This window comes from Brevundimonas sp., from assembly GCF_003248455.1.
In the GTDB taxonomy this organism is placed as follows: Bacteria; Pseudomonadota; Alphaproteobacteria; order Caulobacterales; family Caulobacteraceae; genus Brevundimonas.
The window spans coordinates 1-25,858 of record NZ_QFNM01000030.1 but is presented as its reverse complement, the minus strand read 5'-3'; the positions used below and the strand labels follow the sequence as shown (position 1 = coordinate 25,858).

Genomic DNA, 25,858 nt, shown 5'->3' with positions numbered 1-25,858 from the left:
GAGCGCGCATCATGGCCAGCACCAAGGCCCGAGAAGACATCAAGGCCGACCTGAAGACCCTCAAGGAGGATCTAAAGACCGGCGCCCGCGAAGAGACCCAGCGCCTGCGCGAAAAGGCGGCCGAGGCCGAGGCCAAGCTGCGCGCCAAGAGCGAGGAAGTGCGCGAACAGGCGCGCGGCTATTACGACACCGCCCGCACGCGCGGCCGCGAATATTACGACGACGCCGCCGAGCGCCTGGACGAGGCGCAACGCTATGTGGTCGAGCGGGTGCAGGAGCGTCCGTTGCAATCGACCGCCGTGGCGCTGGGCGTCGGAGTGATCCTGGGCATGCTGCTGGCCGGTCGTCGCCGCTGATGTTCAAGGCGCTTGTCAAAAAGCTGGTCGCGACGGCCGTCGTCGCCGCCAGCGCCTTTCTGGCCGTCATCTTCCTGGGGTTGACGATCTTCTATGCGCTCAGCCTCAAGCTGACGCCGCTGGGGGCCGCCGCCGTCACCTTCGGCCTGTTCGCCCTGGTCGCCCTGATCGTGATCTTCGTCTTCCTGCGCGGCGGGTCGGACGAGGGGGACGAAGAGGAGGACGAACCGTCCGGCCTGTTGGGCAAGGTCGTCCACATCATCCGCGAACGTCCGGTCATCGGCGCCGTGGGCGGCCTGGGCGCCGCCTTCCTGCTGCTGCGCAATCCGGCCCTGGCGGCGATCGTGGCCAGCATGGTCGCCGATCGCAAGATGGACCGCGGCGGCTATTCGCGCCGCCGCCGTCGCTGATCGCGCTGGATCAGGGAACAGCCAGGGCGCGGCGGCGTTGATCGGGCGTACCGACGAACGGCTCACGGGTCGCCGGAGGTCATAACAACGCAGGAGAGCTAAACCCATGATGCGCTGGGCGATTATCTTCCTGGTCGTGGCCTTGGTCGCGGCCGTTCTAGGCTTCGGCGGCATCGCGAACTTCTCGTTCGAGATCGCCAAATTCGTCGCGGTCGTCGCGATCATCCTGTTCGTCATCGCCCTGGTGGCCGGCGGGCTTCGCGGACGCGGCGGCGCGCCCCGACTATAACGGGCGAGACTGCATCGATGCGAAGAGGGGCGAAGCGCAGGCTTCGCCCCTTTTTCATGGCATGCGCCGCATGAAGAAAAGCACTTTACAAAATAAAGTTTATCGTCGACTCTGTGGTCCTCATTCAGGAGCGCCGACGATGACCCGCGACACCCAGACCCTTCAAGACGATATCGCCTATATGCGCGACCTGGCCCGCGAGGGTCGCAACGCCCCCTTGCTGGCCGGCCCCGTTCTGGTTCTCGCCGCTGTCGTCTTCGGCGCGGCCAGCCTGGCGCAGTGGGCGATCCAGAGCGGGCTGGCGCAATTCAGTCCCTGGGCGTCGCTGTGGCTTTGGATCGGGGCCGGCGTCGTGTTCGCCGTCGGGCTGACGGTCCTGATCGGCCGCATCCAGTCGAAGCCCGGCCATCGCTCGTCGGGCAATCAGGCGGTGGGCGCGGCCTGGTCGGCCGTCGGCTACGGCATCTTCGTCACCTGGCTGGCCCTGGTCGCCCTGTCGGTGAAGACCGGGAACTGGTCGTGGATGGCGGTGATGCCGACCACAGTCCTGGTCGCCTATGGCTCGGCCTGGTTGATCGGGGCGGCCATGACCCGTACGCGCTGGATGTCGATGACGGCGCTGTTGTCCTATGCGGCCGCGGTGGGCGTGGCCTGGTTCATCGACAGCGCCGCGATCTACGGGGTCTTCACCGTGGTTCTCGTCGCCGTGGCCCTGGTTCCCGGGATCATCCTGATGCGCCAGGAACCGGCGGAGACCGCCTGAGCATGGCCGACGATTTCGACATCGGCCGGATCGACGACGTCATTCACGGGCGCATCCGGCTGGGGATCATGGCCTATCTGTCAGGGGCGGGCGGAGCGGACTTCGCCACGCTGAAGGCGCGGCTTCAGACCACGGACGGCAATCTCTCGGTCCATCTGCGCAAGCTGGAAGAGGCGGGCTTCGTCGCCGTGACCAAGAGCTTCCGGGGCCGAAAGCCCTTGACGGAGGCCAGTCTGACCGAGGCCGGCCGGGCCGCCTTCCTGGCCTATCTGGATGCGATGGCGGACCTGCTGCCCGCGCGATGAAAAACGGGTAGAAGGCGGCGCATGAGCGACCGTCTTCACGCCTTCGAGGCCATCGACAACTTTCGCGACTATGGCGACTACGCCACGGCGGCGGGCCGCCGGGTGCGGCCCGGCCGGCTGTTCCGCTCGGCCCACCATGCGCGGGCCAGCGCGGCGGACCTGGAGCGACTGAAGGCGCTGGACATCGGCGCGGTGGTCGATCTGCGCCGGCCGGGCGAGCGGCGGGACCAGCCGTCGCGCCGGCCAGACGGCTGGTCCGGCCTGGTGATCGAGGGCGGGATCGACGACGGGGTCGAGGCGCCGCACATCACCTTTCTGAAGACCCAGGACCTGACGCCCGCCTCGGGCCGGCGGTTCATGCAGGACGTCTATCGCCGCCTGCCGTTCGACGCGGCGCACCAGGACGTGTTCGCCCGCTATTTCCAGGCTCTGGCCGACCAGGATCGGCCGGTCGTCATCCATTGCGCGGCGGGCAAGGACCGGACGGGCTTCCTGGCCGCCCTGACCCACCATCTGCTGGGCGTGTCGCGCGACGACATGGTCGAGGACTATCTGCTGACCAATGTCGCTGTGGACCTGGCGGGGCGGGCGCCGTCCATCGCGCGCCAGCTGCACAAGATGACCGGCCGCGTCGCCGCCGACGACGCGGTGGTCGCCTTCCTGGGCGTCGAGGCCGCCTATCTGGAGGCGGCCCTGACGGAGGTGGAGGCGCGCCACGGCGCGATCGACGCCTATCTGCGCGACGCCCTCGGGATCGATGCGGACCGGCGCGAGCGGATCGCGGCCCGGCTGTCGGCGTGAGCGACGACTTTCGCCGCCAAGTCGTGCGCGCGGCGGCCTGGGTCGATCCGGTCGGGGTGGCGGCGGGGCTGGCGAAGGCCGAGGATGGCGGGGACGGGCTGCTGGCCCTGTTGTCCGACGGCGGACCGGGCGGGCGCTGGTCCCATGTCGCGGTCCAGCCGGATCGGATCCAGGTCGGGCCGATCGAGGACCGGGCGGCCTTCGGGGCCCTGCGCGATCCGGCCTTCGCGGCGGGGACGGCCGGCCTGGCCGCCTATGATGCGGGCGCGCGCCCGGCGACGGGGCGGCGCGAGACGGCCTGGCCTGACCTGATGCTGGCCCGCTATCCGGCCATGCTGACCTTCGACCACCGGGCGCGGGCGGTGCGGGCGGTCGGACGGGGCGCGACGGTCGCGGAGGCCGAGGCGGCGGCGGATCGCGCCCTGAATTGGCTGACGACGGCGCGCGCGCTCGAAACGCCGCCTCCGCCCGCCGAAGGTTTTCAGGCCGAGACCACGGCGGCCGCCTATCGCGCGGCGGTCGCCGATGTGGTGGGGCGGATCGCGGCGGGCGAACTGTTCCAGGCCAATGTGGCGCGCGCCTGGTCGGGGAGGTTGAAGCCCGACGCCGATCCGTTCGACGTCTTCCTGCGGCTGCAACGGGACAGGGCCGCGCCGTTCGGGGCCTATTGGCGGATCGGGGACCGGGCGCTGGTCTCCAACTCGCCCGAACTGTTCCTGAGTTTCGACGCCGACAGCCGCCGGATCGAGGCCCGCCCGATCAAGGGCACCCGGCCCCGCGCCGGCGACCCGGCGGCCGACGCCGCCCTGGCCGCCGATCTTCTGGCCAGCGCCAAGGACCGGGCCGAAAACCTGATGATCGTGGATCTGATGCGCAACGACCTGGCGCGCGCCGCCGCGCCCGGTTCGGTGCAGGTGGAGACCCTGTTCGCGGTGGAGACCCATCCGACCGTGCATCATCTGGTCTCGACCGTGACGGCCAGGGCGCGCGCGGGCGTCGGGGCGGCGGACCTGATGGAGGCGACCTTCCCGCCCGGCTCGATCACCGGAGCGCCCAAACACCAGGCCTTGAAGGTGATCGCCGCCCACGAACCGCCGCGCGGCCCCTGGTGCGGCTCGCTGTTCCTGGTGGGCGAGGGCGGGTCGCTGACCGCCTCGGTGCTGATCCGCACGGCGAGCTTCGAACGGGCGGGGGGCGTGTGGCGCTATCGCACCCTGGCCGGGGCCGGCATCGTCGCCGACAGCGACCCCGCCGCCGAGGAGGCCGAGACGGACGTCAAGATTTCGGCCATGCGCGAGGCCCTGATCGGGGCGTGAACCCGGCGGTTCAGCAGCCCCCGGAGCAGGGGATGACGTCGACCGTGCGCGGACGCAGATAGGCCACCCGCTCGAACCGGGTGAGATAGGGCGCGACCTGATCGAACGGCGACGAATAGTCGTAGTTCGCCTCGGCCACGATGACGGACTCGCCTTGGGCCAGCATATTCGGCGGGATATTGGCCTGGGCTGGCGTCAGCTTGGCCGCGATGCCGCGGCCGACGCTCCAGTCGACCTTGTAGGTCGTGGCGTCGACGCGGGTCACGCTGCTGACCCTTTGGGTCAGGGGGCTGTTGGGGAAAGGCTTGATGATCTGGTCGCCGATGGCGAAGATGTCGGTGAGCTGGGTCTTCGTCACCTTGTCGTTCTGCGACACCAGGTCGGCGACCATGGAGGCCACATGGCCCGTGCGCTTCAGCGCCATATAGCCCTGACAGAACTCGACCATGCCGAAGTAGAACAGGATCAGTATGGGGGCGAGGAAGGCGAATTCCACCGCCGCCACGCCGCGCGTGTCCCGCGCCAGTCTGCGAAGGCGGATCATGGCGTCGCCGCCTTCGTCCACGGCTCGTTGCGGAAGGCGGTCGCGGATTGCAGCAGAACCTTGCCTGGTCCGATGCGCGAGGCGGCCTGGCTGAGCAGGGGGCTGGCCATCGGGTGGGCGTACCAGACGCGCACCAGGATCAGATCGCCGGGATCGCCGCCGTCGAACAAGGTCTTGCTTGGATCCATCTCGCCGTTGGTGATCGGATCGGGCGGGTCGGGCGTGGCGAACTGGGGGATGACGCGCACGTCGATGGTGGCGCGCGTGATGCAATCGCTCTTGAACAACACCATCCGGTCGCACAGTTCGGTCTTGAAGCGGGCCGCCGTGAACTTCTGCTGATCGGCCTGGCCAGTGCGGATCAGGCGCCCGGATTCCATCGTCGCCGTTTCCAGCAGGGAATCCAGCACGAAAACCATGCCCAGTTCCAAGATCGAGAAGATCATCAGGAAGAAGGGAAGGGCCACCATGGCGAACTCGACGGCGGCGACGCCCTCGCGGCCCTGCCGCGCGCGGGCGCGACGCATCCAGGCCGTCAGGAGGGTGCGCGCGATCATGGCAGGGGTCAGGGGGCGCTGGACGCGACCGCAGGCGCGCTGCGGACGCTGGGCGAGCAGGAGGCGCCGCAGGTCATTTCGGTCGCCTGGGCGCCGCGCCAGACCCTGACCGAGCCGGTCGCGCCGCCCGACACCACGATCTCGCGCTGGAACAGGGTGCGGCCCACGCCGTCCACGGCGACCACCTCGGTCACGCCATAGCCCTTGCCGACGATGAACAGGGTGTTGGCGTCGACCATCGACACATCGGCGATCTGGGGATTGGCGACAATGATCGAGGCGGCGGCCCCGCGCAGCTGGATGCGCGCCGAACGGTCGATCTCGACGTTCAGCGCCCCGTCCTGGGCGATGGAGACGACGGGCAGGGCGCAAAGGGCGGCGGCGAGAAGAACGGCGGGGATGCGAGACATCGGCGGCTCTGATGAAGGGCGCGTGCAGACGCGGACGCGCGCATGATGCGCCGACGATCCTCAACAAAGGCTGAAGCCGACGTACGAGAACTTTCTTTGGTGAATCCGTGCGTAACCAAGTCTCGTGACTCAGATTTAACAGGGGTGCGGCATTGTGATCCTGCGTTTGGGGGTCAAGCGGGCTACCGGCTCCCCCCGCCAGTTGCTCGCTAGATCATTTTCAAAAAGGGACTAAACATGACCAAGTTCATCTCGCGCTTCGCCAAAGACGAATCCGGCGCCACCGCCATCGAATACGGCCTGATCGCCGCCCTGATCGCCGTCGCCCTGATCGGTGTGCTCACCACCATGAGCGGCAGCCTGAAGGCCACCTTCGATCGCATCTCGACGGACCTGACGAAGGCGAACTCCGCCAAGTAACTCCTAAACAGAGTTGCAGGGATAAGGGCCGAAGCGAATGCTTCGGCCCTTTCTTTGTTTTCGGAAACCCAACCTTAAAGTCTTCCCGAGAATATGACCGACATGGACATCTTTCTGCTCATCGTGCTGGGCGTGTTTCCGGCTCTGGTCATCGTCGGAGGTCTGAACGATCTGATCACGATGAAAATTCCCAACTGGATTTCTCTGGCCCTGGTCGGCGCCTTCTTTCCTGTCGCTTTGCTGGTAGGCGCCGCGCCGGTGGATATCGCCGTCCACGTCGGCGTCGGCTTGGCTGCTCTGGTCGTCGGCATGGGAATGTTCGCCATGGGATGGATCGGCGGGGGCGACGCCAAGCTTTTGTCCGCCAGCTGTCTCTGGATGGGATTGAGCGGTGTTGCGCCCTTCCTGTTATCGACAGGGGTGGTGGGCGGCGCCTTCTGCCTGTTGCTGATGACCGCGCGTCAGCACTTCTCGGCGGTCTCGCCCTTCGTGACCCAGGGCTGGGTCGTCAATCTGATGCAGCCCAAGGGCGACATTCCGTACGGCGTCGCCATCGCCATCGGCGCCCTGATGGCCCTGCCCGAGAGCGGCCTGGTTCTGGCCTTCGCTTCGGGGCGCTAGGGCCGGGCCGACCGGCGTTCGGCGCGCTTAGGAAGCGTTAACCGATACCCGGCATGATCGTTAACGGTAGGCGTCGGGGACTGAATCCGAGATCAGAGCGCCAGCCGGAGACATTCTGGATGAAGCCCGACCGCATCGCCGTTCTGTGTATCGCCGCCGTCGCCGCCATCGGTCTGGCCCTGGTGGTCCGGGCCATGGGATCGTCGTCCAAAGAACCCGCCGCGCCCGCCGCCGCCGCGCCCGTCGAGGTCCGGCCGATGGCCAAGGTCCTGGTCGCGGCCAAGAATCTGGAACCCGGCAAGCGGATCGCCGAGGCCGATCTGTCCTGGAAGGACTGGCCGGTCGACGAGGTCGCGCCGGTCTTCATCACCGACGGCGCAACGCCCGTTCCGGCCAAGCCGGCCGCGGCCAACGCCGCCGAGAAGGCCGCCGGCGCCGTGGAGAAGGTCGCCAAGGCGGCGACCGACATGGCCGTCACCGGCGCCAAGTCCGACTATATCGGCGCGGTCGTGCGCGAGCCCATATTGGCCGGCGAGCCGATCGTGGGGCGCAAGATCGTCCGCGCCGGCGACAGCGGCTATCTGGCCGCCTATCTGGAGCCGGGGATGCGGGCCATGGCCATCGCCGTGACCGTGGAATCGGCGGCCGGCGGCTTCATCCTGCCGGGCGACCGGGTCGATGTGGTGCTGACGGCCGAGACCAGCCGCAACGGCGCGGCCGAAGGCGCCGCCAAGTCCAAATTCGTGTCCGGCACGGTGCTTCAGAACCTGAAGGTCCTGGCCATCGACCAGTCGACCCGCGCGGGCGACGACGAACAGGCCGTGGTCGGGGCGACCGCGACGCTCGAGGTCCGGCCTCAGGACGCCGAGCTCCTGGCCCAGGCCAAGGCCGAGGGCGAACTGTCGCTGGCGCTGCGCTCCTACGCCGACACCGCGGGGCCGTCGGGCGCCACGCGGCGACGCGCCGCCGCCGCCCAGCCCCAGGCCGTGCGCATCTATCGCGGCGGCGCGCCCGAGGTGGTGGCCGTTCCATGAAAGCCGATCCGATGCGCCACAGTTCGTTTCGAAAGGCCGCCGCCGTCGCCTGCGCCCTGTTGGCCGGCGCGGCGATCGCGCCCGCAGGCGCGGCCCAGACCCGCGCCGCCGTGTCGATGGGCGCGGCCCCGCAACTGATCAATCTGCCGCGCGGCACCTCCTTCGCCGTCGACCTTCCGGCCGACGCCCGCGACGTGATCGTGTCCAATCCGCAGGTGGCCGAGGCCATGCTGCATTCGCCCCGCCGCATCACCGTGATCGGCGTGGCGCCCGGCGAAACGGACGCGGTCTTCCTGGACGGCGCGGGCCGGACGATCCTGAGCCTGCGGGTGCGGGTGGACGCCGGCACCAGCGCGCTTCAGGATACGCTGAACCGGATGATCCCGGGCGGGCAGGTCCGCGCCGAGGCGGTCAACGACAGCATCATCCTGAGCGGCGTGGCGGACAATCCGGCCGCCTCGGTCCAGGCGACGCGCATCGCCGCGGCCTTCGTCTCCGCCCCGGAGAAGGTGTTGAACCTGATCACCGTGCCGGGTTCGGACCAGGTGACGCTGAAGGTGCGCGTGGTCGAGGTTCAGCGCAACGTCATCAAACAACTGGGCTTCGACACCTCGGCCGTCGTCGGGCGGCTGGGCGACACCCAGTGGCTGCTGGGCAACGCCGCCAGCTGGGGCGTCAACGGCGCCCTGCTGGGCGGGATCAGCGCCGGCACGTCGATCGACACGACCAAGAACTATCAGATGCAGGCGCCCTGCATCGGGCCGGGCTGGGAGCCCGGCGCCTTGTGTCCTTATACGGTGAACGGCGGCGCGCCGGGCGATCCGTCGAACTGGGACACCGCCCAGCCCGGCACCGGCCCTGGCTCGGACGGGCTGAACAAGGGCGAGGCCATGGTCAAGGCGTTCGAGCGGGTCGGCCTGCTTCGGACCCTGGCCGAGCCGAATCTGACCTCGGTCAACGGCGAGGCGGCCAGCTTCCTGGCCGGGGGCGAATTCCCCGTGCCGGCCAGCCGCGACGCCGAGGGCCAGATCACGGTTCAGTACAAACCTTATGGCGTGGGCCTGTCCTTCCGCCCCGTCGTCCTTTCGGGCGGGCGCATCAGCCTGCAGGTCAAGGTCGAGGTGTCGGAACTGACGTCCCAAGGCGGCCTGACCATCGGCGCGGGCACGGCGTCTTCGATCACCCTGCCGGGCCTGACCGTGCGGCGCAGCGAGAACACCATCGAAATCCCCTCCGGCGGGTCGATGATGATCGCCGGCCTGCTTCAGGAAAACAGCCGCCAGGCCGTCGATTCCCTGCCGGGCGTCACCAATCTTCCGGTGCTGGGCCAGCTGTTCCGCTCGCGCGACTATCTGATGGGCGAGACCGAACTGGTGGTCATCGTCGAGCCCTATATCGTCGGCCCGACCTCGCCGGACCGGATGCAGACGCCGGCGGACGGCCTGCGCATCGCCTCGGACAGCCAGACCATCCTCTTCGGCCAGTTGAACCAGGTCTATGGGCTGCCGAACGCGCCCCCGGCCGGTTCGGTCGGCTATGTGATCGAGTGAGCGCCCCCATGAGCCGCACGATGAACCGCACCGCCCTCGCCGCCCTTTCGACCGCCCTCGCCCTTTCGCTGGGCGCCTGCGTCGGCGGGCCGGCCAGCCTGGGGGGAGAGCCGCCGCTGACGCCGACGTCGCGCTACGTCCTTCAGGTGGAGCCGAACCTGGACCGGATCGCCCTGGCCGTGCACGACGCCGGTCTGTCGCCGGCGCAGGCCGCCGCCCTCCAGGCCCTGGCGGGCCGCTACGCCCAGGCCGAGGGCGGGCCGCTGGTGATCGAGACGCCGGCCGGCGACGATCCGGCCGCCCTGAACCAGGCCTACGCCGTCCAGGCCGCCCTGGCCGGATGGGGCGTGCCCGCCGATCGCATCCGCCTGGCCAGCTACGCCGCGCCCGATCCGCGCGCGCCGGTGGTCGTCGGCTTCGAGACCGTGCGGGCCGTCGTGCCCCAGTGCGGACGGACGTGGGGCAATCTGAGCCGGTCGGGCGACAACCAGTCCGCCTCCAACTTCGGCTGCGCCGTCACCGCCAATCTGGCGGCCCAGATCGCCGATCCGCGCGACATCCAGCAACCGCGCGCCATGACCCCCGCCGACGCCAGCCGCCGCACCGTGGTCTTCGACCAGTACCGCGCCGGCAAACAGACCTCGGCCGAGGCGGAAACCCTGATCCGGGAGACCGCCGTCTCCCGCGCGGTGAACTAAGCCATGAGCACAGCGCCCGCCCCCCGCGCCTTCGAGGCCTTCGACGAGGGTTTCGACGTGGACCTGGAGTTCGACGCCGCGCCGGCGGGTGGGCCGACCGAGGCGTCGCACGTTCCCCTCGCGTTCAGCGCCGCCCCGGAAGCGGCGCCGACCCCCGGTTACAATCCCGTCGGCGCGGTGATGGCCAGGGCCGAGGCCAGCTTGGCCGAACCCTATCCAGCGGCCCCGACGGCGACGGCCGAACCGGCCCTGGCGACGCTCGCCCCGACCGGCCTGGCGCCCGCGGCGGCCATCGGCGAGGTGTCGGTGCCGCGCATCGCCATCCATGTCTTCGCCGAGCGCCAGGACACGCTGGCGGCCGCCGAACGGGCGGCCCAAGACCGGCGTCTGTCGCGCGCCACGACCCAGATCCGCATCGGCGGGGTCGCCGCCGCCGTCGAAACCTATCAGCACGAGCCGACGCCGCCGCTGATCATCGTCGAATGCCTGAAAGATCCCCAGACCCTGTTGTGGGAGGTCGATCAACTGGCCGAGGTCTGCGACGCCGGCACCAAGGTGATCGTGGTCGGGGCGACCAACGACATCATCCTGTTCCGCGAACTGATGCGGCGCGGCGTCAGCGAATATCTGGTCGCGCCGCTGCAGCCGCTGCAGCTTATCGCGGCCATCGGCGGCCTGTTCAACGATCCGGCCCAGCCCTTCGTCGGACGCACCATCGCCTTCGTCGGCGCGCGGGGCGGGGCGGGGGCCTCGGCGGTGGCGCACAACACCGCCTATGCGATCTCGGAGCGGATCGGCGCCAACACCGTCATCGTCGATTACGACCTGCCGTTCGGCACGGCGGGGCTGGACTTCAACCAGGATCCCCTGAGCGGCGTCGCCGACGCCCTGGGCCAGCCCGACCGGCTGGACGCCACCCTGCTGGATCGGATGATGGTCCGCTGCACCGACAAGCTGAGCCTGTTCGCCGCGCCGGCCAGCCTGGATGCGGACTGGGACATCTCCACCGAGGCGTTCGAGGAGGTCACGACCCGGATTCGCGCCACCGCCCCCTTCGTCGTGCTGGACCTGCCGCATCTGTGGTCGCCGTGGATGCGCCGCACCCTGATCGCCGCCGACGAGGTGGTGGTGGTGGCGACCCCCGACCTGGCCAGCCTGCGCAACGCCAAGAACATGATCGACCTGATCCGCCAGGGCCGCCCCAACGATGCGCCGCCGCGTCTGGTGCTGAACCAGATCGGCGTGCCAGGCCGGCCCGAGATTCCGGCCAAGGACTTCGGCGCGGCCCTGGGGGTTCACGCCAGCCTGACGATCCCGTTCGACGCCAAGACCTTTGGCGCGGCGGCCAACAACGGCCAGATGATCCTGGACGCCGGGTCCAAGACCAAGGCGGCCGAGGCGTTCCAGACCCTGGCCCAGATCGTGTCGCGCCGCGAACTGCCGGCCGTCGCCGGGCCGAAGGGCAAGGGGGGCAAGACCGGCAAGGCGGAAAGGCCCGCCAAGCCCGCCGACGGCGCTTCCAAATCCCTGTTCGCCAATATGTTCAAGAAGCGCTGACGGATGTTCGGCAAGCGCACAGGCCAGCCCGGCGTCGCGGCGTCCTTGCGTTCCGCGCCTTCGCCGGCCGCGAACGAACCCGTGTCGGTGTTCAACGCCGAAAGCGTCGCCGCGCCTTCGTCCGGTCACGCGTCTGCCTATGCCTTCGCCGACGAGGACTTCGAGCCGGCGGCCGAGGCCTTCGCCCGCGCCGATGCGCCCGCCGCCGCCGCCCCGACCGCCGACCGGCTGGACGCCCTGGCGTCGCGTCCCCGTCCCAAGCCCGAGGCCCTGCGTCCCGCGACGAACCCCGCCGGAGCCGGCCCCAAGCCCACCGCTGGGCTGGAGCAGCTGAAAAAGGCCCAGGCCGTCGCCGAGATCGTCCGCGAACAAAGCGACTATTATCACGCCACGAAGACCACCATCTTCAATGCGCTGATGAACACCATCGACCTGGCCCAGCTGGCGCATCTGGACCAGAAGGCGGCGTCCGAGGAAATCCGCGACATCGTCGCCGAGCTGGTGGCGATCAAGAACGTCTCCATGTCGGTGGCCGAGCAGGAGCATCTGGTCCAGGACATCGTCAACGACGTCCTGGGCTATGGGCCGCTGGAGCCGCTGCTGAGCCGCGACGACATCGCCGATATCATGGTCAACGGCGCCGGACGGGTCTTCATCGAGGTCGGCGGCAAGGTCCAGCTGACCAATGTCCGGTTCCGCGACAACGCCCAGCTGATGAACATCTGCCAGCGGATCGTGTCGCAGGTCGGCCGTCGCGTGGATGAAAGCAGCCCCATCTGCGACGCCCGCCTGCCTGACGGCTCGCGCGTCAACGTCATCGCCCCGCCCTTGGCCATAGACGGCCCGACGCTGACGATCCGCAAGTTCAAGAAGGACAAGCTGACGATGAAGAATCTGGTGGAGTACGCCTCCATCAGCCCCGAGGGCGCGCGCGTCCTGGGCGTCATCGGCGCGTCGCGATGCAATCTGGTGATCTCGGGCGGCACGGGGTCGGGCAAGACGACGCTGCTGAACACCCTGACCGCCTTCATCGACCCGACCGAGCGCGTCATCACCTGCGAGGACGCCGCCGAATTGCAGTTGCAGCAGCCGCATGTCGTGCGCCTGGAAACCCGCCCGCCGAACCTGGAAGGGCAGGGCACCATCACCATGCGCGACCTGGTCAAGAACTGCCTGCGGATGCGCCCCGAACGCATCATCGTGGGCGAGGTGCGCGGACCCGAGGCGTTCGACCTGCTGCAGGCGATGAACACCGGCCACGACGGCTCGATGGGCACGCTGCACGCCAACAGCCCGCGAGAGGCCATCAGCCGGATGGAATCGATGATCACCATGGGCGGCTACGGCCTGCCGTCCCGGACCATCCGCGAGATGATCGTCGGCTCGGTGGACGTCATCATCCAGGCGGCGCGCCTGCGCGACGGCTCGCGCCGGATCACCCACATCACCGAGGTCGTGGGCCTGGAAGGCGACGTGATCGTGACCCAGGACCTGTTCGTCTACGACATCACCGGCGAGGACGAGAACGGCAGGATCGTGGGGCGTCACCGTTCGACCGGCATCGCCCGCCCGCGCTTCTGGGATCGCGCCCGCTACTATGGGCTGGAGCGCGAACTGGCCGACGCCCTGGACGCGGCGGAGTAAGCGATGCTGCCGATCCTCGCCGCCGTTCTGGCCTTCATCACCATCGGCGGCCTGGGCTGGGTCTTCGTCGGGGGCGAGGATTCCTCGTCCCAGGCGATCAAGCGCGCCCAGAACCTGGGCGAGGCCAACAAGAAGAGCCCGGCCCTGGCGCGAAAGGCGGCTGCCGCCAATACGCCCGAGGCGCGCCGCAAGCAGATACTGGTCCAGCTGCAGGAGGCGGACCGGCGCGAGCGCAAGGCCCGCACCACCCTGGGGTCGCGGCTGAAACAGGCGGGACTGAGCCTCAGCGTGCGCGCCTTCTACATCATCTCGGCCGCCGTCGGCGTGATCGCCGCCCTGGCCGCCCTGGTGCTGGGGCTGCCGATTCTGGTGGTGCTGGGGCAGGCCCTGATCTTCGGCCTGGGCCTGCCGCGCTGGGTCATCGGCTTCCTGGCCAAGGGGCGGATGAAGAAGTTCTCGCTGGAGTTCCCCAACGCCGTCGACGTCATCGTGCGCGGCATCAAGTCGGGCCTGCCGGTCCACGAATGTTTCAAGATCATCGCCCGCGAAAGCCCGGCCCCCCTGGGGCCGGAGTTCCAGAAGCTGGTCGAAGGGCTGGGTGTAGGGCTGACGCTGGAACAGGCGCTGGACAAGATGTTCCAGCGGATGCCGACGCCGGAACTGCGCTTCTTCACCATCGTCATCGCCATCCAGCAGAAGACCGGCGGCAATCTGGCCGAGGCGCTGGGCAATCTGTCGGCGGTGCTGCGCGCCCGGCGGATGATGGGCGAGAAGATCAAGGCCCTGTCGTCGGAGGCCCTGGCCTCGGCCGGCATCATCGCCTCCCTGCCGCCGGCGGTGATGACGATGGTGATGTTCACCACCCCGGCCTATATGATGCCGCTGTTCAACGACATCCGCGGCAACTTTCTGCTGCTGATCGCGGCGCTCCTGATGGCCACCGGCGTCTTCGTGATGAAGCGCATGATCTCGTTCAAGTTCTGAGGCGGCGTCATGGAAGGCTTCATCCGCTTCATCACCGATCCGCAGAACCTGCTCAGCATCGGCGTGGGCGTGCTGGTCTTCGCCACCGTGCTGACCCTCCTGTCGTCGATGACCGGCGGGGTCAAGCTGGACAAGCGGATGAAGGCGGTCGCCGAACGCCGCGACGACCTGAAGCGCCGTTCGCGCGCCGGCATGGCGGCGGGCCAGGGGGTGCTGCGCCATACCGACGAAGGCTTCAAGAAACGGGTCGTGGACCGGCTGAACCTGACCAAGCTGCTTGAAGACCCCAAGGTCGCCGGCCAGATGGCCCAGGCCGGCTATCGCGGCCCGCGGCCGCTGACGACCTTCTACTTCTTCCGCTTCGCCTCGCCCTTCATCTTCATGACCGTGGCGGCCTTCTACATGTTCGTCATCAAGGTCGTGGACTGGCCCACGATGAACAAGCTGACGCTGGTGATGGCGGCGGCGGTGGCGGGCTTCTATGCGCCGAACCTCTATCTGAAGAACCGCATCGACAAGCGCCGCACCTCGATCATGCAGGCCTTTCCCGACGCGCTGGACCTTTTGCTGATCTGCGTCGAGGCGGGGATGTCGATCGAGGCGGCGATCACCAAGGTCAGCCAGGAGATGGGGCCGTCGTCGATCGACCTGGCCGAGGAGCTGTCGCTGCTGTCGGCCGAACTGTCCTATCTGCCCGACCGGCGCATGGCCTATGAGAATCTGGGCAAGCGCACCAACCATCCGGGCGTGAAGTCGGTGGCGACCGCCATGACCCAGGCCGAGACCTACGGCACGCCGCTGGCCACCGCCCTGCGAGTGATGGCCAAGGAGAACCGCGACCTGCGCCTGTCGGCGGCGGAGAAGAAGGCCGCCGCCCTGCCGGCCAAGCTGACCGTGCCGATGATCCTGTTCTTCCTGCCGGTGCTGTTCATCGTCATCCTGGGCCCGGCGATCCTGAACGTCATCGACATGATGAAGTCAGGAAGCTAGCCGGCCTCGGCGGCGGTCTTCAGCCCCTCGGCCATCGCCTCGTGCGCCTTGCGGATGGCGGGTCGGTGCTTGTCGTGGAACAGTTCGCCGCGCAGGCCCGAGAACCTGACCCCGATGGCCAGGATGCAGTTGCTGGGCGCCAACTCCTCGATCTCGATATAGCGCAGGCTCTGGAACAGGAAGCCGCGCTTTTCCGCCCAGACCAGGCGCACGCGCGGCTGCCATTCGGCGACCTGGGCCAGGGATTGCCGGGGCGGCATCTCGGGCCAGGCTTCGGTCATGGTCAGGCGGCCGCCGAAGGCGATCACCCCTTCGACCTCGGCGTCGACCGGATTCCAGCGGCGCCAGCCGGGCAGGTCCGCGACCAGGTCCCATATACGGTCGGACGTCGCCCGGACCCCGATTCGCTTTTCGATGCGAGTGTCATCCATGGGTTCGCTCTGACACGGCTGGCCGTTCGAAGAAAGGCGCCAGTTGGACGCCCGTTTCCAGGTCGCTCGCCCGCGCGCCTTCAGTCGGGCTCGGCCGTCTTCAGCCGACGCCCATCGTCCAGCCCCAGCCGCGTCTTGACCTCGAACAGATCCGCCCCCGCCGGCACGATCAGCAGCTTCTTGGGCTGGGCGGCGTTGACCGCCACCACCGCCCCCTTGGGACAGATGTCGAAACAGTCGGTTCCGGTGACGACCAGTTCGCCCTTGCGCCCCGATTTGCCCTTTTTGAGCCGCAGATATTTGCGCAGGGCCTTCTTCAGGGTCAGGTCGCCGTCGGGGCCGAAACCGCCATCCAGCTTCTTGGAGCATTTGCGGCAGACCAGGACCACGTCCCGCCATTCCGTCTTCGCGCTCTTGAAGTCCTTCTGGCCCATGCGGGGAGAAATCGCCGTTCGCGGAGCCTTGCACAAGCCGTCGCGGCGCCGTCACCTGTCGGCGGGCTGAAATTTCACGGGACCTTCATATGCGCAGATTGTTCGCCGCCTTCACGCTTTGGCTGCTGTCGGCGGCCGGGTCCGCCCACGCCCAGCCTGCCGATGCAGCGGCCGTGGACGCCGCCGTCCAGCGCGTGACGCCTCAGGTGATCGCCTGGCGCCGCGATTTCCACCGGCATCCCGAACTGGGTTTCGCCGAGACGCGATCGGCCGGGATCATAGCCGACCATCTGCGGTCGCTGGGGCTGGAGGTGCGCACCGGGGTCGGCAAGACCGGGGTGGTGGGCGTCTTGCGCGGCGCACGGCCTGGACACGTCGTCGCCCTGCGCGCCGACATGGACGCCCTGCCGGTGCAGGAGGCGACAGGCCTGGCCTTCGCCTCGACGGCGACGGGGACCTATATGGGGGCCACGGTTCCGGTGGCCCACGCCTGCGGCCACGACATGCATATGGCCATGCTGATGGGCGCGGCCGAGGTGCTGGCCGGGATGAAGGACCGGATCGCCGGCACGGTGGTCTTCGTCTTCCAGCCGGCGGAAGAAGGCACCCCTCCCGGCGAGCCCAAGGGCGGCGCCGCCCTGATGATCGAGGAGGGCGCGCTGACCGATCCCAAGCCCGAGGCGATCTTCGGCCTGCACGTCGTGCCGGGCGTTCCGGGCACGGTGTTCTACCGGCCGCAGGGCTTCATGGCCGCCTCCGACCGGATCGACATCGGCCTGAAAGGCAAGCAGACCCACGGCGCCTGGCCCTGGCGCGGGGTCGATGTGATCGCGGTGGCGGGGCAGGTCATCGAGACGGTCAACACCCTGACCGCGCGCACGGTCGATCCGACCACGACCCCGACGGTCTTCACCATCGCCACCGTCAACGCCGGCGTGCGCTACAACATCATTCCCGACAGCGCGACGCTGTCGGGCACCCTGCGCACCTTCGACACGGCCCAGCGCGACGCGCTGGTCGCGCGCGCCGAGACCGCCATCGACCATGTCGCGGCGGCTTACGGCGCCACCGCCGAGTTCGGCGTCAAACAGAACGCCGCCCTGGTCTTCAACGACCCCGGCCTGTCCGCCTGGCTGGCCCCGGTCCTGAGCGAGGCGGCGGGCCAGGGGAACGCCGATCCCGCCACGCCCCCGACGACGGTGGCCGAGGACTTCAGCTATTTCCAGCAGGTCATCCCCGGGGTCTTCTATCACCTGGGCGCCAGTCCCGACGGCGTCGATCCGGCGGCGTCGGCGCCGAACCACTCGCCCGAGTTCTCGCCGAACGAAAAGGTCCTGCCCTTGGGCGTGAAGGCCCACGTCCTGACGGCGCTGCGGTTCCTGGAGCGGAGTTAGGCCCGGTCGCGGACGTCGGCCGCCGCCATCGCCTGGGCGAGTTCGGTCCATCCCTGGCGCACGACATCGGCCGACCCGTCGAATAGGGCGGCGGCATCGTCCAGCGGGGCGTCGGCCTCGATCATCGCGCGCGGCAGCGTCAGGGCCGGCATGGCGGCGACCGGCGTCATATTCAGGCCGGTGACGACCTCCCGCAACTGGCGGGCGCACTTGTCGCCGCCGTGGCCGCCATAGGTGACGACCAGGGCCGGCTTGCCCGCCCATTCGCGATACAGGTGATCCAGGGCGTTCTTCAGGGACGCCGGATAGCCCCAGTTGTACTGGGGCGTGACGAAGACGAAGGCGTCGGCGGACGCGATCTTCGCGCTCCAGGCGCGCGTGCCGTCGCAAACATAGCCGCCCTTGGCGGGCACGCCGGGTTCGGCGTCCAGCGGCAAGGGCCAGTCCTTCAGATCGACCACTTCGACGGCGGCGTCGACGATTGGTCGGCCAAGGTCTGCGATCCATTCGGCGATGGTGATGCAGCGTCGCCGGGGCCGAACGCTGCCGGCGACGACCAGAATGGTTTTTGCGTGTATCATGCACCCATTATGCGCCGAAGCGCGGGGAAGTAAAGCGTGTATAGTGCACATGAAATGGACGAGCTGGGTTCGGTCGTCCTTGAACTCGCCGGGATCGTAAACCGGCCGGATCGCGACGATCTGCTGCTGGCCGAAGCGGGCGTGAGCCTGGATCGCGCCCTGTTTCCGCATCTGGTCCGGCTGTCGGTCCGCGGGCCGACGGCGGTGGCGGAGCTGGCCGCCGAGGCCGGACGCGACCACACGACGGTCAGTCGCCAGCTGGCGAAGCTGGAAAGCCTGGGCTTGATCTGGCGCCCCCAGGCGCAGGGCGACGCCCGCACGCGCCCGGCCGCCCTGACGCCGGAGGGCGAGGCGATCGCCGAGGCGATAGGGGCGGCCCGGCGTCGGCTGCTCTCCAAGGCCCTGGCCAGCTGGTCGGCCGCCGACCGTCAGACCCTGGTCCGGCTGAACCGCCGTTTCGTCGACAGCCTCATGGCCGGTTTCCAGGCGAAATAGGGCGGGCGAGGCCGATTAGGCCGCCATGCGTTGCAGCACCGTCTCGATCACGCGCCTATAGACGGCGGTCAAGGTTTGCAGCTCGGCGGTGGGCACCCGCTCGTCGATCTGGTGCATGGTCTGGCCGACCAGGCCCAGTTCCAGCACCGGGCACAGGGCGCGGATGAAGCGGGCGTCGGAGGTGCCGCCGGTGGTCGAGGCCTCGGGGCGGCGGCCCAGCTCGGCCTCCACGGCGTCCTGAACGGCGCTGACGAAGCCGCCTGGCTCGGTCAGGAAGGCCTCGCCCGAGCACAGGTGCTCCAGCTCGATGCGCAGGCCCGTCTCGGCCTGGACGGCGCCGGCCTCGCGGTTCAGCCAGTCGATCAGGCTGTCGCCGGTATGGCGGGGGTTGAAGCGGATGTTCAGCCGCGCCCGAGCCTCGGCCGGGATGATGTTGGTCGCCGGATTGCCGATGTCGATGGTGGTGATCTCCAGGTTCGACGGCGGGAATTCGGGGTAGCCGTCGTCGAGGACATGGGCGCTGAGCCGCGTCATCAATCGCGCGATCACCGGGGCGGGGTTGGCGGCCCGTTCGGGATAGGCGACGTGGCCCTGTTTGCCGTGGACGGTGATCCAGCTGTTCAGCGAGCCGCGTCGCCCGACCTTGATCATGTCGCCCAACTGCTGTGACGACGACGGTTCGCCGACCACGCAGGCGTCGATGACCTCGCCCTCGGCGGCCAGGGCCTCGACCACCCGTTTGGTGCCGTGCAGCGCCGGGCCTTCCTCGTCCCCGGTGATCAGGAAGGAGAGTGAGCCTTGGGGCTCTCCATCGGCCAGCACGCGCGAAACGGCCGCGACCCAAGCGGCGATCGCGCCCTTCATGTCCACCGCGCCCCGGCCATAGAGGACCCCGTCCCGCACCTCCGCCTCGAACGGCCCGGCCGACCACTGGTCGGAGGGGCCGGTCGGGACCACGTCCGTATGGCCGGCGAAACACAGATTGGGCGCGGCCGTCCCGCGCCGGGCGTAGAGATTCTCGATCCGCGCATGGACGCCCTCTCCGCCCGGTCCCTCGAACGCCAGGCGGCGGCAGTGGAAGCCCAGGGCCGTCAGATGGCGCTCCAGCACCTCCATAGCGCCTTCGTCGGCGGGGGTCACGGAGGGGCGGCGGATCAGGTCCCGGGTCAGTTCGACAGGATCAACAGGTGCGCGGTTCATGCGCCTATGCTTTAGGGATGTTCCGCCCCCGCGAGAAGCCCGCGCCGCCCCGCACAATCCGAACGCCGTGACCACAGAATCCATCGACACAGGCCCCGCCGCCCCGCCCGTTCCGCCTGCACCCCCCGAAGGCCCATCCAGTCCGTGGGGCATTCGCGACTTCCGCCTGTTGTGGTTCGGCCGCGTCGTCGCCGTGCTGGCCATTCAGATCCAGTCCTCGGCCCTGTTATGGCAGGTGTACGAGATCGCCAGGCGGGATCATCCGGTCGAGCAGGCCAGCCTTTACCTGGGGCTGGTGGGGCTGTGTCAGTTTCTGCCGCTCCTGGCCTTCACCCTGCCGGCCGGGGCGATGGCGGATCGGCGCGACCGCAAGCGCACGGTGTGGATTTCCATATTGGTCGAGGCGGCCTGCGCCGGATCGTTCCTGATGATGGCCCTGCATGGCGCGCCGCCGCTCTGGGGACTTCTGGCGGTGGCGGCGGTGTTCGGGGCGGCGCGGGCCTTTCTGGCGCCGGCCAGCCAGGCCTTCCTGCCGATGGTGGTGGGGCGAAAGGCCCTGCCGCCGGCCATCGCGGCCCAGTCCATCGCCTTCCAGACCGGGGCCATCGCCGGCCCGGCCCTGGGCGGGGTGATCGTGGGGGTGAACGTGCCCCTGGCCTATGCGGTGTCGCTGGGCATGTTCCTGACGGCGGTCGCCGCCTTCATCCTGATCCGCACCAGCGGCAAGCCGGCGCCCCAGCCCAACGCCCTGTCGCCGGTGGATTCGGTCAAGGAGGGGCTGGCCTATGTCTGGAAGACCAAGATCGTGCTGGGGGCCATTTCGCTGGACCTGGTGGTGGTGCTGCTGGCGGGCGTGGCCCTGCTGACGCCGATCTTCGCGCGCGACATCCTGCATGTGGGGCCGCAAGGGTTCGGACTGCTGCGGGCCTCGTTCGGCGTGGGGGCCATGGTCATGGCCATCTATCTGAGCCGTTATCCTATCCGACAGAACGGCGGCCGCTGGATGTTCGCGGCGGTGGCGGTGTTCGGCCTGTGCACCATCACCTTCGGCCTGTCGCGCATCGTCTGGCTGTCGGGGCTGGCGCTGTTCATCGGCGGGGCGGCCGACATGATCAGCGTCAATGTGCGCCAGACCCTGATCCAGCTGGCCACGCCCGATCATATGCGCGGCCGGGTGTCGTCGGTGTCCATGCTGTTCATCGGCGCCTCCAACGAGCTGGGCGAGGCCTATTCCGGCGTGATGGTCCGCCTGCTGGGCGCGGTGGGCGCGGCGGTCTTCGGCGGCTTCGGGGCGTTGGCCGCGACCGGAGCCTGGTCGGCGATGTTCCCGGGGCTGAGGAAGGCGGACAAGCTCACTTGAGTGTCGAGTGGCGAGTGGCGCGGGCGAGAGCGAACGGCTCGCCACTCGTCACTGACCACTCGCCACTCATCTCGATCACCACACCTTGAAATGCTTCGACAGCTTCAGCCCCTGGTTCTGATAGTGGCTGCCGCTTTCGCCATACAGGCGGCTGGGGCGCTCGGTCAGAGGCTCGTAGACCAGGCGGGCGACGATCTGGCCGTGTTCCAAGAGGAAGGGGGTGTCGTGGGTGCGGACCTCCAACACGCCCTTGGAGCCCGCGCCATGCGCCTCGTCCGTGCCGAAACCGGGGTCGAAAAAGCCGGCGTAGTGAACGCGGAACTCGCCCACCGACGGGTCGATAGGGGTCATTTCGGCGGCCTGATCGACGGGAATCTCCACATCGTCTGACGAGGCCAGAATGTAGAATTTGCCCGGATCCAGCAGCAGTTCGCCGCGCCGAAGCGACAGCGGCTCCCAGAAGTCGCGCGGGTCGTGGCCGTCGATACGGTCCAGATCGACCACCCCGGCGTGGCGACGGCCGCGGAAGCCGACGATGTCGCCGCTCTGCAGGTCGACGCCGACCGAGCGCGTTTCCAGCTTGGGCGGATCGCCGGCCTTGAGCCGCAGCTGGTTCAGCCGGGTGCCGGGGCGGACCAGGATGGAGAAGGTCTGGGGCGCGACCTCCATATAGAGGGGGCCGTCATAACCCTCGGCCACATCGTCGAAACTGGCGCCCTGGTCGGTCAGCAGACGCACGAAGACGTCGACGCGCCCGGTCGAACTCTTGGGGTTGGCGCGGGCGATCAGGCCTTGCGGCAGTTTCAGCCGCTCCTGCAGCCGCACGATATAGACGCAGCCCTTTTCCAGGACGACGCCGGCGTCGGTGATCTCGATGGCGTGCATGGCTACATCGGCGATCCGCGCCTCGACCTTGCGGCGGCCCGGCAGGAAGGAGGCGCGCACGCGCCAGGCCTGGTCCGACAGGCGCAGGTCCAGGCTGGCGGGCTGGACCTGGTCGTGATCGAAGGCCGTGTCGGACGTGATGGCGCCCGTGGCGATCAGCGTCTCGATGGACTGGGCGGGAAGGATGCCGGGGCGCGGCGCCTGGAAAATGCTCATGGCGTCTGTCTCACACGGTTTTCGCGACTTGTCTTCAAGTCGCGCTTGCAGCCCGCGCGCGGCGGGGCGAGCATATAGCCCATGCACGACGGACCTGCCTATAGCGCCGAAACGAACGGCATCCTTGTTCGGGTGCGGCCCAGCTATCTGGCGGGCCAGTCCGATCCCGACGCCGGGCGCTGGGTCTGGGCCTATCAGGTCGAAATCGTGAACCTGAGCGGCCGGACGGTGCAACTGATGGCCCGCCGCTGGACCATCACCGACGCCCACGGCCATGTCGAGGAGGTGCGCGGCCCCGGCGTGGTCGGCGAACAGCCGGTGATCGCGGCGGGCGCCAGCTACGCCTATGCGTCCGGCTGTCCGCTGACGACCGACAGCGGGTCGATGGTCGGGGCCTATTTCATGACGGATGCGGACGGGCGCGGCTTCGAGGCGGCCATTCCGGCGTTTTCGCTGGATACGCCGGATGCGCGACGGGTGCTGAACTGAAATACCCTCCCCGTGAGACGCGCAGCGGGGGGATCGAGATGGCGGATGGGGCTGCGTCAACCCGGATGAACCGCAGCCCCGCCCCCTGGAGTCTCGCCGGCCGCTTGCGCGAACCGGCGAGGGGGAAGGCGGCTCCATAAGGAGCATCTGTGACGGGCGCGTGACCCGCGTGATGCGACGCGCTCAAGCAGCGAGCGACCGCGTCGCGAGCGATAGCGCCCTTTAGATGTAGCGACGCAGGCTGCGGGCCAGGTCGGAGGAGCCGTCCTTGCCGCGCTTGACCTGGGGCTGATAGGCGACGCGGGCGTGTTCGACGCAATAGACGCCTTCCGAGGCGCGGCGGCCGCAGAAGCTGAACTCGCGCGAGGACGGATCGCCGATCGGCCATTTGCACATATGGGCGCCCAGGGTCATGACCGTGGCGGTGCCCGGCAGGTCCGGCATCGGCGCCGGGACGGTCGCGGCCGGCTGGGCCGGCTTGGGCTGGACGGCTTCCAGGCGGCGCGGAGCCGAGGGTTGGGCCGCCGTCGGCGCCGGCGCGGGCGTCGCCGGGCGCGGCCGGCTGGTGCGGAAGGTCGTGGCGACGGTGCGCGCCGGCTGGGACGGGGCGGCCCGGCCCGACAGGCCCAGGCGATGCACCTTGCCGATCACGGCGTTGCGGGTGACGCCGCCGCCCAGTTGCTTGGCGATCTGGCTCGCGGACTGGCCCTCCAGCCAGAGCTTCTTCAGCGCGCCTACGCGGTCGTCGGTCCAGCCTGCGGTCATGCCACCCTCCAGCGAGTTTGGATTCAATATCTAGGGCCAGGCTCCCCCTCCGGGGTCTTGACCTACAACTAATCGTAAACCAGCCGTTAAGAACCGCAAGATGTGCGAATCATCCTGTCCACAGAAACCAGATGTTGAATCATCGTTAAGGTTAAGCTTCTTCGAGTGGCGAGTGGCGAGTGGCGAGTGGCGAGTGGCGAGTGGCGAAACGCGACCTGTCGCCCGACGCGGCGATGGGTTTGTTCCCGATCTCGCCACTCGCACTCCCTTGCGCAGCAAGGTCCCAAAGCGCATTTGGCGGCCCATGACCGATACGCCCGATCTGATCTCGACCCGTCCCGCCGGCCTGCCGCAGCCGCGCCGCTATCCGGGGATCAACTGGATCGGGGTGCAGACGCTTTACCTGCGCGAGGTGCGGCGCTTCTGGAAGGTGGGGGCGCAGACGGTGGCGGCGCCGGTGGTGACGACCCTGCTCTATATGCTGGTGTTCGTGGTGGCCTTGCAGAACGCCCGCCCGCCGCTGCACGGCACGCCCTTCGCCCTGTTCGTCGCGCCCGGCCTGATCATGATGGCCATGCTGAACAACGCCTTCGCCAATGCTTCGTCCAGCCTGATCCAGGCCAAGATCATGGGCACGGCGACCGACTTCCTGACGCCGCCGCTCAGCCCGCTGGAACTGACCATGGGCTTTACGCTGGGCGCGGCGACGCGCGGCCTGTCGGTGGGGCTGGTCACGGCGATCTGCGTCCTGCCGTTCGCGCCCCTGCATATCGCCAATCTGTTCGCGGTGGCCTGGTTCGCCCTGGCCGCCAGCTTCATCATGGGCATGGTCGGGGTGCTGGCCGGGCTGTGGAGCGAGAAGTTCGACCATCTGGCCGCGGTCCAGAACTTCATCGTCATGCCGATGACCTTCCTGTCGGGCACCTTCTATCTGGTCGACAACCTGCCCGAGCCGTTCCGCGCGATCAGCCATTACAACCCCTTCTTCTATCTGATCGACGGCTTCCGTTACGGCTTCATCGGCCATGCCGAGAGCAATCTGACGGTCGGGGTCGTCGGGTCAGCGGTCCTGATGGTCGCCTTGGGGGCCGTCTGCTGGCTGGTGTTCCGGTCAGGCTGGCGTCTCAAGAGCTAGATCGCTACCAGTTGCGGATCGCTCCTCTCCCAGGAAGGTCCGCCATGCTGTTCCGCTCGCTCGCCGCCGCCACGGCGCTTTTGGCCGCCGCGCCCGCATTCGCCCAGGAAGCCACGCCCCAGGCCGGCGACCGCCCCGATATCGCCGCCGGGGCCGCCCAGTTCGTCAAGCCCACCAACGCCGAACGCACCCAGGTCCTGGTCGGCTTCCTGACCACCCTGGGCCTGACGCCCGAGGTCCAGACTTTCGAGGGCGGCAACCGCACGACCGGCCCGATGCAGGGGTCGAACGTGGTCGTCGCCGTGGGGCAGGGCGACAAGGACATCGTGCTGACCGCCCACTACGATGCGGTCAAGCTGCGCGACGGGACCCTGTCGCAGGGCATCGTCGACAACGTCGGCGCGGTCATGGCCATGATGGAGGCGGCCAAGACGCTGGACATGGCGCTGGAGGGCCAGCCGGTCGCCCACCGCTTCGTCTTCGTCTTCACCGATCAGGAAGAGCTGGGGCTGCTGGGCGCCAAGGCCTTCCTGGCCGCGCACGGCAAGGACCGGATCGCCGCCGTGATCAACGCCGATGTCGCCGCCTATGGCCAGACGGTCATGTATGGCGAGAACAACGGCGAACAGTCGCGCTTCGTGCTGGAGACCCTGCGCAATCTGTGCGCCGAGCGCGGTTTCGACTGCATGCCCTATCCCGTCTATCCGCCCAGCGACGACCGCGCCTTCTCGGCCGCCGGCGTGCCGGTGGTGTCCCTGGGCACGCAGGACGCGGCGGGCGCCCACCAGATGTGGCTGGCCCTCAACGGCGGCGAGGACAACGGCCTGAAGGAGGGCTTCGCGCCGCCCGTGTTCCAGCGCATCCATTCGGCCGAGGATCGGTTGTCCTATCTGAAGGGCGTGGATGTGGCCCGCTTCGGCCTGTTCATCGCCGACCTGGGCCTGGCGCTGGACAAGCGGCTGGTCGAGATCCAGGCCCGGGCCGAGGCCGTCGCCGCCGAAACCGCGCCCCCCACTCCTGCGCCGGCCGGCGATCCGCAATAGGCCGCGCGATCGGCCGGTGTTGACTAACACCGGCGCGCGTCCGACAACGCCTGTCCTTGATGACTATCGGCTCCGTCGTTCAGCGGCGGGGCCGTCTCGCTTTTGGAGGTCTTGGTCCCGTGTCCACTGAACATCTGATGGGTGTCTACAATCGCGCGCCGCTGGAAGTGGAACGCGGCCG

Annotated in this window: 31 protein-coding genes; 22 read left to right on the top strand and 9 right to left on the bottom strand. The window is 68.8% G+C overall.

What is annotated here, in order from left to right; genetic code table 11:
- Positions 1 to 11 precede the first annotated feature (11 nt).
- The 7 genes from DI624_RS12030 (at position 12) to DI624_RS12000 (ending at position 4,240) form a co-directional block, all read left to right on the top strand.
- Positions 12 to 356, top strand: a complete 345-nt coding sequence (locus DI624_RS12030; RefSeq protein WP_291538797.1) for a DUF883 domain-containing protein — start codon at positions 12 to 14, stop codon at positions 354 to 356.
- On the top strand, positions 356 to 766 hold the full coding sequence (locus tag DI624_RS12025; RefSeq protein ID WP_291538794.1) for a hypothetical protein: 411 nt from the start codon (positions 356 to 358) through the stop codon (positions 764 to 766). Before DI624_RS12030 ends, DI624_RS12025 begins: the two co-directional genes overlap by 1 nt.
- A gap of 106 nt (positions 767 to 872) precedes the next feature.
- On the top strand, positions 873 to 1,055 hold the full coding sequence (locus tag DI624_RS12020; RefSeq protein WP_291538791.1) for a DUF1328 domain-containing protein: 183 nt from the start codon (positions 873 to 875) through the stop codon (positions 1,053 to 1,055).
- 139 nt (positions 1,056 to 1,194) lie between these two features.
- Positions 1,195 to 1,818, top strand: a complete 624-nt coding sequence (locus DI624_RS12015) for a hypothetical protein (protein ID WP_291538789.1) — start codon at positions 1,195 to 1,197, stop codon at positions 1,816 to 1,818.
- Positions 1,819 to 1,820: 2 nt separating this feature from the next.
- Positions 1,821 to 2,123, top strand: a complete 303-nt coding sequence (locus DI624_RS12010) for a transcriptional regulator (protein ID WP_291538787.1) — start codon at positions 1,821 to 1,823, stop codon at positions 2,121 to 2,123.
- Positions 2,124 to 2,144: 21 nt separating this feature from the next.
- Positions 2,145 to 2,924, top strand: a complete 780-nt coding sequence (locus DI624_RS12005; protein WP_291538786.1) for a tyrosine-protein phosphatase — start codon at positions 2,145 to 2,147, stop codon at positions 2,922 to 2,924.
- Positions 2,921 to 4,240 carry an anthranilate synthase component I family protein gene (locus DI624_RS12000; protein WP_291538784.1) on the top strand — a complete coding sequence of 440 codons (1,320 nt, stop codon included), beginning with the start codon at positions 2,921 to 2,923 and terminating at the stop codon, positions 4,238 to 4,240. Before DI624_RS12005 ends, DI624_RS12000 begins: the two co-directional genes overlap by 4 nt.
- Positions 4,241 to 4,250: 10 nt before the next feature.
- Here DI624_RS12000 and DI624_RS11995 read toward each other — a convergent pair whose 3' ends face one another.
- Genes DI624_RS11995 through DI624_RS11985 form a run of 3 tightly spaced genes read right to left on the bottom strand, consistent with a single transcriptional unit; the run spans position 4,251 to position 5,751 of the window.
- Entirely contained in the window at positions 4,251 to 4,784 is a 534-nt protein-coding gene (locus tag DI624_RS11995) for a TadE/TadG family type IV pilus assembly protein (RefSeq protein WP_291538782.1), read from the bottom strand.
- A complete protein-coding gene (locus tag DI624_RS11990) occupies positions 4,781 to 5,341 on the bottom strand; it encodes a TadE/TadG family type IV pilus assembly protein (protein WP_291538779.1) in 561 nt (186 codons plus the stop codon). Before DI624_RS11990 ends, DI624_RS11995 begins: the two co-directional genes overlap by 4 nt.
- Positions 5,342 to 5,349: 8 nt before the next feature.
- Positions 5,350 to 5,751, bottom strand: a complete 402-nt coding sequence (locus tag DI624_RS11985; RefSeq protein ID WP_291538777.1) for a pilus assembly protein N-terminal domain-containing protein — start codon at positions 5,749 to 5,751, stop codon at positions 5,350 to 5,352.
- 237 nt (positions 5,752 to 5,988) lie between these two features.
- Between DI624_RS11985 and DI624_RS11980 the strand changes: the two genes are divergently transcribed.
- The 9 genes from DI624_RS11980 (at position 5,989) to DI624_RS11940 (ending at position 15,249) form a co-directional block, all read left to right on the top strand.
- Complete coding sequence (locus tag DI624_RS11980; RefSeq protein WP_291538775.1) at positions 5,989 to 6,171, top strand: Flp family type IVb pilin; 183 nt, start codon at positions 5,989 to 5,991, stop codon at positions 6,169 to 6,171.
- Between the two features lie 93 nt (positions 6,172 to 6,264).
- On the top strand, positions 6,265 to 6,792 hold the full coding sequence (locus DI624_RS11975) for a prepilin peptidase (RefSeq protein ID WP_367142125.1): 528 nt from the start codon (positions 6,265 to 6,267) through the stop codon (positions 6,790 to 6,792).
- A 119-nt stretch (positions 6,793 to 6,911) separates the two neighbouring features.
- Positions 6,912 to 7,826 (top strand): Flp pilus assembly protein CpaB, encoded by a 915-nt coding sequence (gene cpaB, locus DI624_RS11970; RefSeq protein WP_291538773.1) that lies wholly within the window; start codon positions 6,912 to 6,914, stop codon positions 7,824 to 7,826.
- Positions 7,827 to 7,837: 11 nt separating this feature from the next.
- A complete protein-coding gene (locus DI624_RS11965; RefSeq protein WP_291538771.1) occupies positions 7,838 to 9,376 on the top strand; it encodes a type II and III secretion system protein family protein in 1,539 nt (512 codons plus the stop codon).
- Between the two features lie 8 nt (positions 9,377 to 9,384).
- Positions 9,385 to 10,074, top strand: coding sequence for a CpaD family pilus assembly protein (locus tag DI624_RS11960; protein ID WP_291538769.1), 690 nt, complete (start codon positions 9,385 to 9,387; stop codon positions 10,072 to 10,074).
- 3 nt (positions 10,075 to 10,077) lie between these two features.
- A complete protein-coding gene (locus DI624_RS11955; RefSeq protein ID WP_291538767.1) occupies positions 10,078 to 11,631 on the top strand; it encodes a cellulose synthase operon protein YhjQ/BcsQ in 1,554 nt (517 codons plus the stop codon).
- A gap of 3 nt (positions 11,632 to 11,634) precedes the next feature.
- Positions 11,635 to 13,275, top strand: a complete 1,641-nt coding sequence (locus DI624_RS11950) for a CpaF family protein (RefSeq protein WP_291538765.1) — start codon at positions 11,635 to 11,637, stop codon at positions 13,273 to 13,275.
- Between the two features lie 3 nt (positions 13,276 to 13,278).
- The gene (locus DI624_RS11945; protein WP_291538763.1) at positions 13,279 to 14,259 is read left to right on the top strand and encodes a type II secretion system F family protein; all 981 of its coding nucleotides are present in this window, start codon (positions 13,279 to 13,281) and stop codon (positions 14,257 to 14,259) included.
- A gap of 9 nt (positions 14,260 to 14,268) precedes the next feature.
- Positions 14,269 to 15,249, top strand: a complete 981-nt coding sequence (locus DI624_RS11940; RefSeq protein ID WP_291538760.1) for a type II secretion system F family protein — start codon at positions 14,269 to 14,271, stop codon at positions 15,247 to 15,249.
- Here the strand turns inward: DI624_RS11940 and DI624_RS11935 are convergent.
- Together DI624_RS11935 and DI624_RS11930 are read right to left on the bottom strand one after the other, a co-directional pair.
- A complete protein-coding gene (locus tag DI624_RS11935) occupies positions 15,246 to 15,680 on the bottom strand; it encodes an SRPBCC domain-containing protein (RefSeq protein ID WP_291538759.1) in 435 nt (144 codons plus the stop codon). The genes DI624_RS11940 and DI624_RS11935 overlap by 4 nt on opposite strands.
- Before the next feature lie 80 nt (positions 15,681 to 15,760).
- Positions 15,761 to 16,114, bottom strand: coding sequence for a hypothetical protein (locus DI624_RS11930; RefSeq protein ID WP_291538757.1), 354 nt, complete (start codon positions 16,112 to 16,114; stop codon positions 15,761 to 15,763).
- A gap of 89 nt (positions 16,115 to 16,203) precedes the next feature.
- Here DI624_RS11930 and DI624_RS11925 point away from each other — a divergent pair, with 89 nt between their 5' ends.
- Complete coding sequence (locus DI624_RS11925; RefSeq protein WP_291538755.1) at positions 16,204 to 17,508, top strand: amidohydrolase; 1,305 nt, start codon at positions 16,204 to 16,206, stop codon at positions 17,506 to 17,508.
- Here DI624_RS11925 and DI624_RS11920 read toward each other — a convergent pair.
- Positions 17,505 to 18,089 (bottom strand): NADPH-dependent FMN reductase, encoded by a 585-nt coding sequence (locus tag DI624_RS11920; RefSeq protein ID WP_291538752.1) that lies wholly within the window; start codon positions 18,087 to 18,089, stop codon positions 17,505 to 17,507. The two genes, DI624_RS11925 and DI624_RS11920, sit on opposite strands and share 4 nt — an antisense overlap.
- Positions 18,090 to 18,143: 54 nt before the next feature.
- Here DI624_RS11920 and DI624_RS11915 point away from each other — a divergent pair, with 54 nt between their 5' ends.
- Positions 18,144 to 18,584 (top strand): MarR family transcriptional regulator, encoded by a 441-nt coding sequence (locus DI624_RS11915; protein WP_291538749.1) that lies wholly within the window; start codon positions 18,144 to 18,146, stop codon positions 18,582 to 18,584.
- 15 nt (positions 18,585 to 18,599) lie between these two features.
- On the opposite strand, the gene dapE is transcribed toward DI624_RS11915, so the two are convergent.
- Positions 18,600 to 19,784 (bottom strand): succinyl-diaminopimelate desuccinylase, encoded by a 1,185-nt coding sequence (dapE, locus tag DI624_RS11910; protein ID WP_291538747.1) that lies wholly within the window; start codon positions 19,782 to 19,784, stop codon positions 18,600 to 18,602.
- A gap of 67 nt (positions 19,785 to 19,851) precedes the next feature.
- On the opposite strand from dapE, the gene DI624_RS11905 reads away from it, so the two are divergent.
- A complete protein-coding gene (locus tag DI624_RS11905; protein ID WP_291538744.1) occupies positions 19,852 to 21,144 on the top strand; it encodes an MFS transporter in 1,293 nt (430 codons plus the stop codon).
- A gap of 75 nt (positions 21,145 to 21,219) precedes the next feature.
- Here DI624_RS11905 and DI624_RS11900 read toward each other — a convergent pair whose 3' ends face one another.
- Complete coding sequence (locus tag DI624_RS11900) at positions 21,220 to 22,245, bottom strand: 2'-deoxycytidine 5'-triphosphate deaminase (RefSeq protein WP_291538742.1); 1,026 nt, start codon at positions 22,243 to 22,245, stop codon at positions 21,220 to 21,222.
- A gap of 81 nt (positions 22,246 to 22,326) precedes the next feature.
- Between DI624_RS11900 and apaG the strand changes: the two genes are divergently transcribed.
- Positions 22,327 to 22,734 (top strand): Co2+/Mg2+ efflux protein ApaG, encoded by a 408-nt coding sequence (apaG, locus tag DI624_RS11895; RefSeq protein ID WP_291538738.1) that lies wholly within the window; start codon positions 22,327 to 22,329, stop codon positions 22,732 to 22,734.
- A 222-nt stretch (positions 22,735 to 22,956) separates the two neighbouring features.
- On the opposite strand, the gene DI624_RS11890 is transcribed toward apaG, so the two are convergent.
- Positions 22,957 to 23,499 (bottom strand): GcrA family cell cycle regulator, encoded by a 543-nt coding sequence (locus tag DI624_RS11890; protein WP_291538737.1) that lies wholly within the window; start codon positions 23,497 to 23,499, stop codon positions 22,957 to 22,959.
- 304 nt (positions 23,500 to 23,803) lie between these two features.
- Here DI624_RS11890 and DI624_RS11885 point away from each other — a divergent pair, with 304 nt between their 5' ends.
- Both DI624_RS11885 and DI624_RS11880 read left to right on the top strand, forming a co-directional pair.
- The gene (locus DI624_RS11885; RefSeq protein WP_291538735.1) at positions 23,804 to 24,634 is read left to right on the top strand and encodes an ABC transporter permease; all 831 of its coding nucleotides are present in this window, start codon (positions 23,804 to 23,806) and stop codon (positions 24,632 to 24,634) included.
- Between the two features lie 44 nt (positions 24,635 to 24,678).
- Positions 24,679 to 25,677 (top strand): M20/M25/M40 family metallo-hydrolase, encoded by a 999-nt coding sequence (locus DI624_RS11880; protein ID WP_291538732.1) that lies wholly within the window; start codon positions 24,679 to 24,681, stop codon positions 25,675 to 25,677.
- Positions 25,678 to 25,858 lie beyond the last annotated feature (181 nt).

Bases quoted from the DNA above. Each gene is read 5' to 3' on its own strand.
- DI624_RS12030 (WP_291538797.1), top strand. From the start codon at position 12: ATGGCCAGCACCAAGGCCCGAGAAGACATCAAGGCCGACCTGAAGACC.
- DI624_RS12025 (WP_291538794.1), top strand. From the start codon at position 356: ATGTTCAAGGCGCTTGTCAAAAAGCTGGTCGCGACGGCCGTCGTCGCC.
- DI624_RS12020 (WP_291538791.1), top strand. From the start codon at position 873: ATGATGCGCTGGGCGATTATCTTCCTGGTCGTGGCCTTGGTCGCGGCC.
- DI624_RS12015 (WP_291538789.1), top strand. From the start codon at position 1,195: ATGACCCGCGACACCCAGACCCTTCAAGACGATATCGCCTATATGCGC.
- DI624_RS12010 (WP_291538787.1), top strand. From the start codon at position 1,821: ATGGCCGACGATTTCGACATCGGCCGGATCGACGACGTCATTCACGGG.
- DI624_RS12005 (WP_291538786.1), top strand. From the start codon at position 2,145: ATGAGCGACCGTCTTCACGCCTTCGAGGCCATCGACAACTTTCGCGAC.
- DI624_RS11995 (WP_291538782.1), bottom strand. From the start codon at position 4,784: ATGATCCGCCTTCGCAGACTGGCGCGGGACACGCGCGGCGTGGCGGCG.
- DI624_RS11990 (WP_291538779.1), bottom strand. From the start codon at position 5,341: ATGATCGCGCGCACCCTCCTGACGGCCTGGATGCGTCGCGCCCGCGCG.
- DI624_RS11985 (WP_291538777.1), bottom strand. From the start codon at position 5,751: ATGTCTCGCATCCCCGCCGTTCTTCTCGCCGCCGCCCTTTGCGCCCTG.
- DI624_RS11980 (WP_291538775.1), top strand. From the start codon at position 5,989: ATGACCAAGTTCATCTCGCGCTTCGCCAAAGACGAATCCGGCGCCACC.
- DI624_RS11975 (WP_367142125.1), top strand. From the start codon at position 6,265: ATGACCGACATGGACATCTTTCTGCTCATCGTGCTGGGCGTGTTTCCG.
- cpaB (WP_291538773.1), top strand. From the start codon at position 6,912: ATGAAGCCCGACCGCATCGCCGTTCTGTGTATCGCCGCCGTCGCCGCC.
- DI624_RS11965 (WP_291538771.1), top strand. From the start codon at position 7,838: ATGCGCCACAGTTCGTTTCGAAAGGCCGCCGCCGTCGCCTGCGCCCTG.
- DI624_RS11960 (WP_291538769.1), top strand. From the start codon at position 9,385: ATGAGCCGCACGATGAACCGCACCGCCCTCGCCGCCCTTTCGACCGCC.
- DI624_RS11955 (WP_291538767.1), top strand. From the start codon at position 10,078: ATGAGCACAGCGCCCGCCCCCCGCGCCTTCGAGGCCTTCGACGAGGGT.
- DI624_RS11950 (WP_291538765.1), top strand. From the start codon at position 11,635: ATGTTCGGCAAGCGCACAGGCCAGCCCGGCGTCGCGGCGTCCTTGCGT.
- DI624_RS11945 (WP_291538763.1), top strand. From the start codon at position 13,279: ATGCTGCCGATCCTCGCCGCCGTTCTGGCCTTCATCACCATCGGCGGC.
- DI624_RS11940 (WP_291538760.1), top strand. From the start codon at position 14,269: ATGGAAGGCTTCATCCGCTTCATCACCGATCCGCAGAACCTGCTCAGC.
- DI624_RS11935 (WP_291538759.1), bottom strand. From the start codon at position 15,680: ATGGATGACACTCGCATCGAAAAGCGAATCGGGGTCCGGGCGACGTCC.
- DI624_RS11930 (WP_291538757.1), bottom strand. From the start codon at position 16,114: ATGGGCCAGAAGGACTTCAAGAGCGCGAAGACGGAATGGCGGGACGTG.
- DI624_RS11925 (WP_291538755.1), top strand. From the start codon at position 16,204: ATGCGCAGATTGTTCGCCGCCTTCACGCTTTGGCTGCTGTCGGCGGCC.
- DI624_RS11920 (WP_291538752.1), bottom strand. From the start codon at position 18,089: ATGATACACGCAAAAACCATTCTGGTCGTCGCCGGCAGCGTTCGGCCC.
- DI624_RS11915 (WP_291538749.1), top strand. From the start codon at position 18,144: ATGGACGAGCTGGGTTCGGTCGTCCTTGAACTCGCCGGGATCGTAAAC.
- dapE (WP_291538747.1), bottom strand. From the start codon at position 19,784: ATGAACCGCGCACCTGTTGATCCTGTCGAACTGACCCGGGACCTGATC.
- DI624_RS11900 (WP_291538742.1), bottom strand. From the start codon at position 22,245: ATGAGCATTTTCCAGGCGCCGCGCCCCGGCATCCTTCCCGCCCAGTCC.
- apaG (WP_291538738.1), top strand. From the start codon at position 22,327: ATGCACGACGGACCTGCCTATAGCGCCGAAACGAACGGCATCCTTGTT.
- DI624_RS11890 (WP_291538737.1), bottom strand. From the start codon at position 23,499: ATGACCGCAGGCTGGACCGACGACCGCGTAGGCGCGCTGAAGAAGCTC.
- DI624_RS11885 (WP_291538735.1), top strand. From the start codon at position 23,804: ATGACCGATACGCCCGATCTGATCTCGACCCGTCCCGCCGGCCTGCCG.
- DI624_RS11880 (WP_291538732.1), top strand. From the start codon at position 24,679: ATGCTGTTCCGCTCGCTCGCCGCCGCCACGGCGCTTTTGGCCGCCGCG.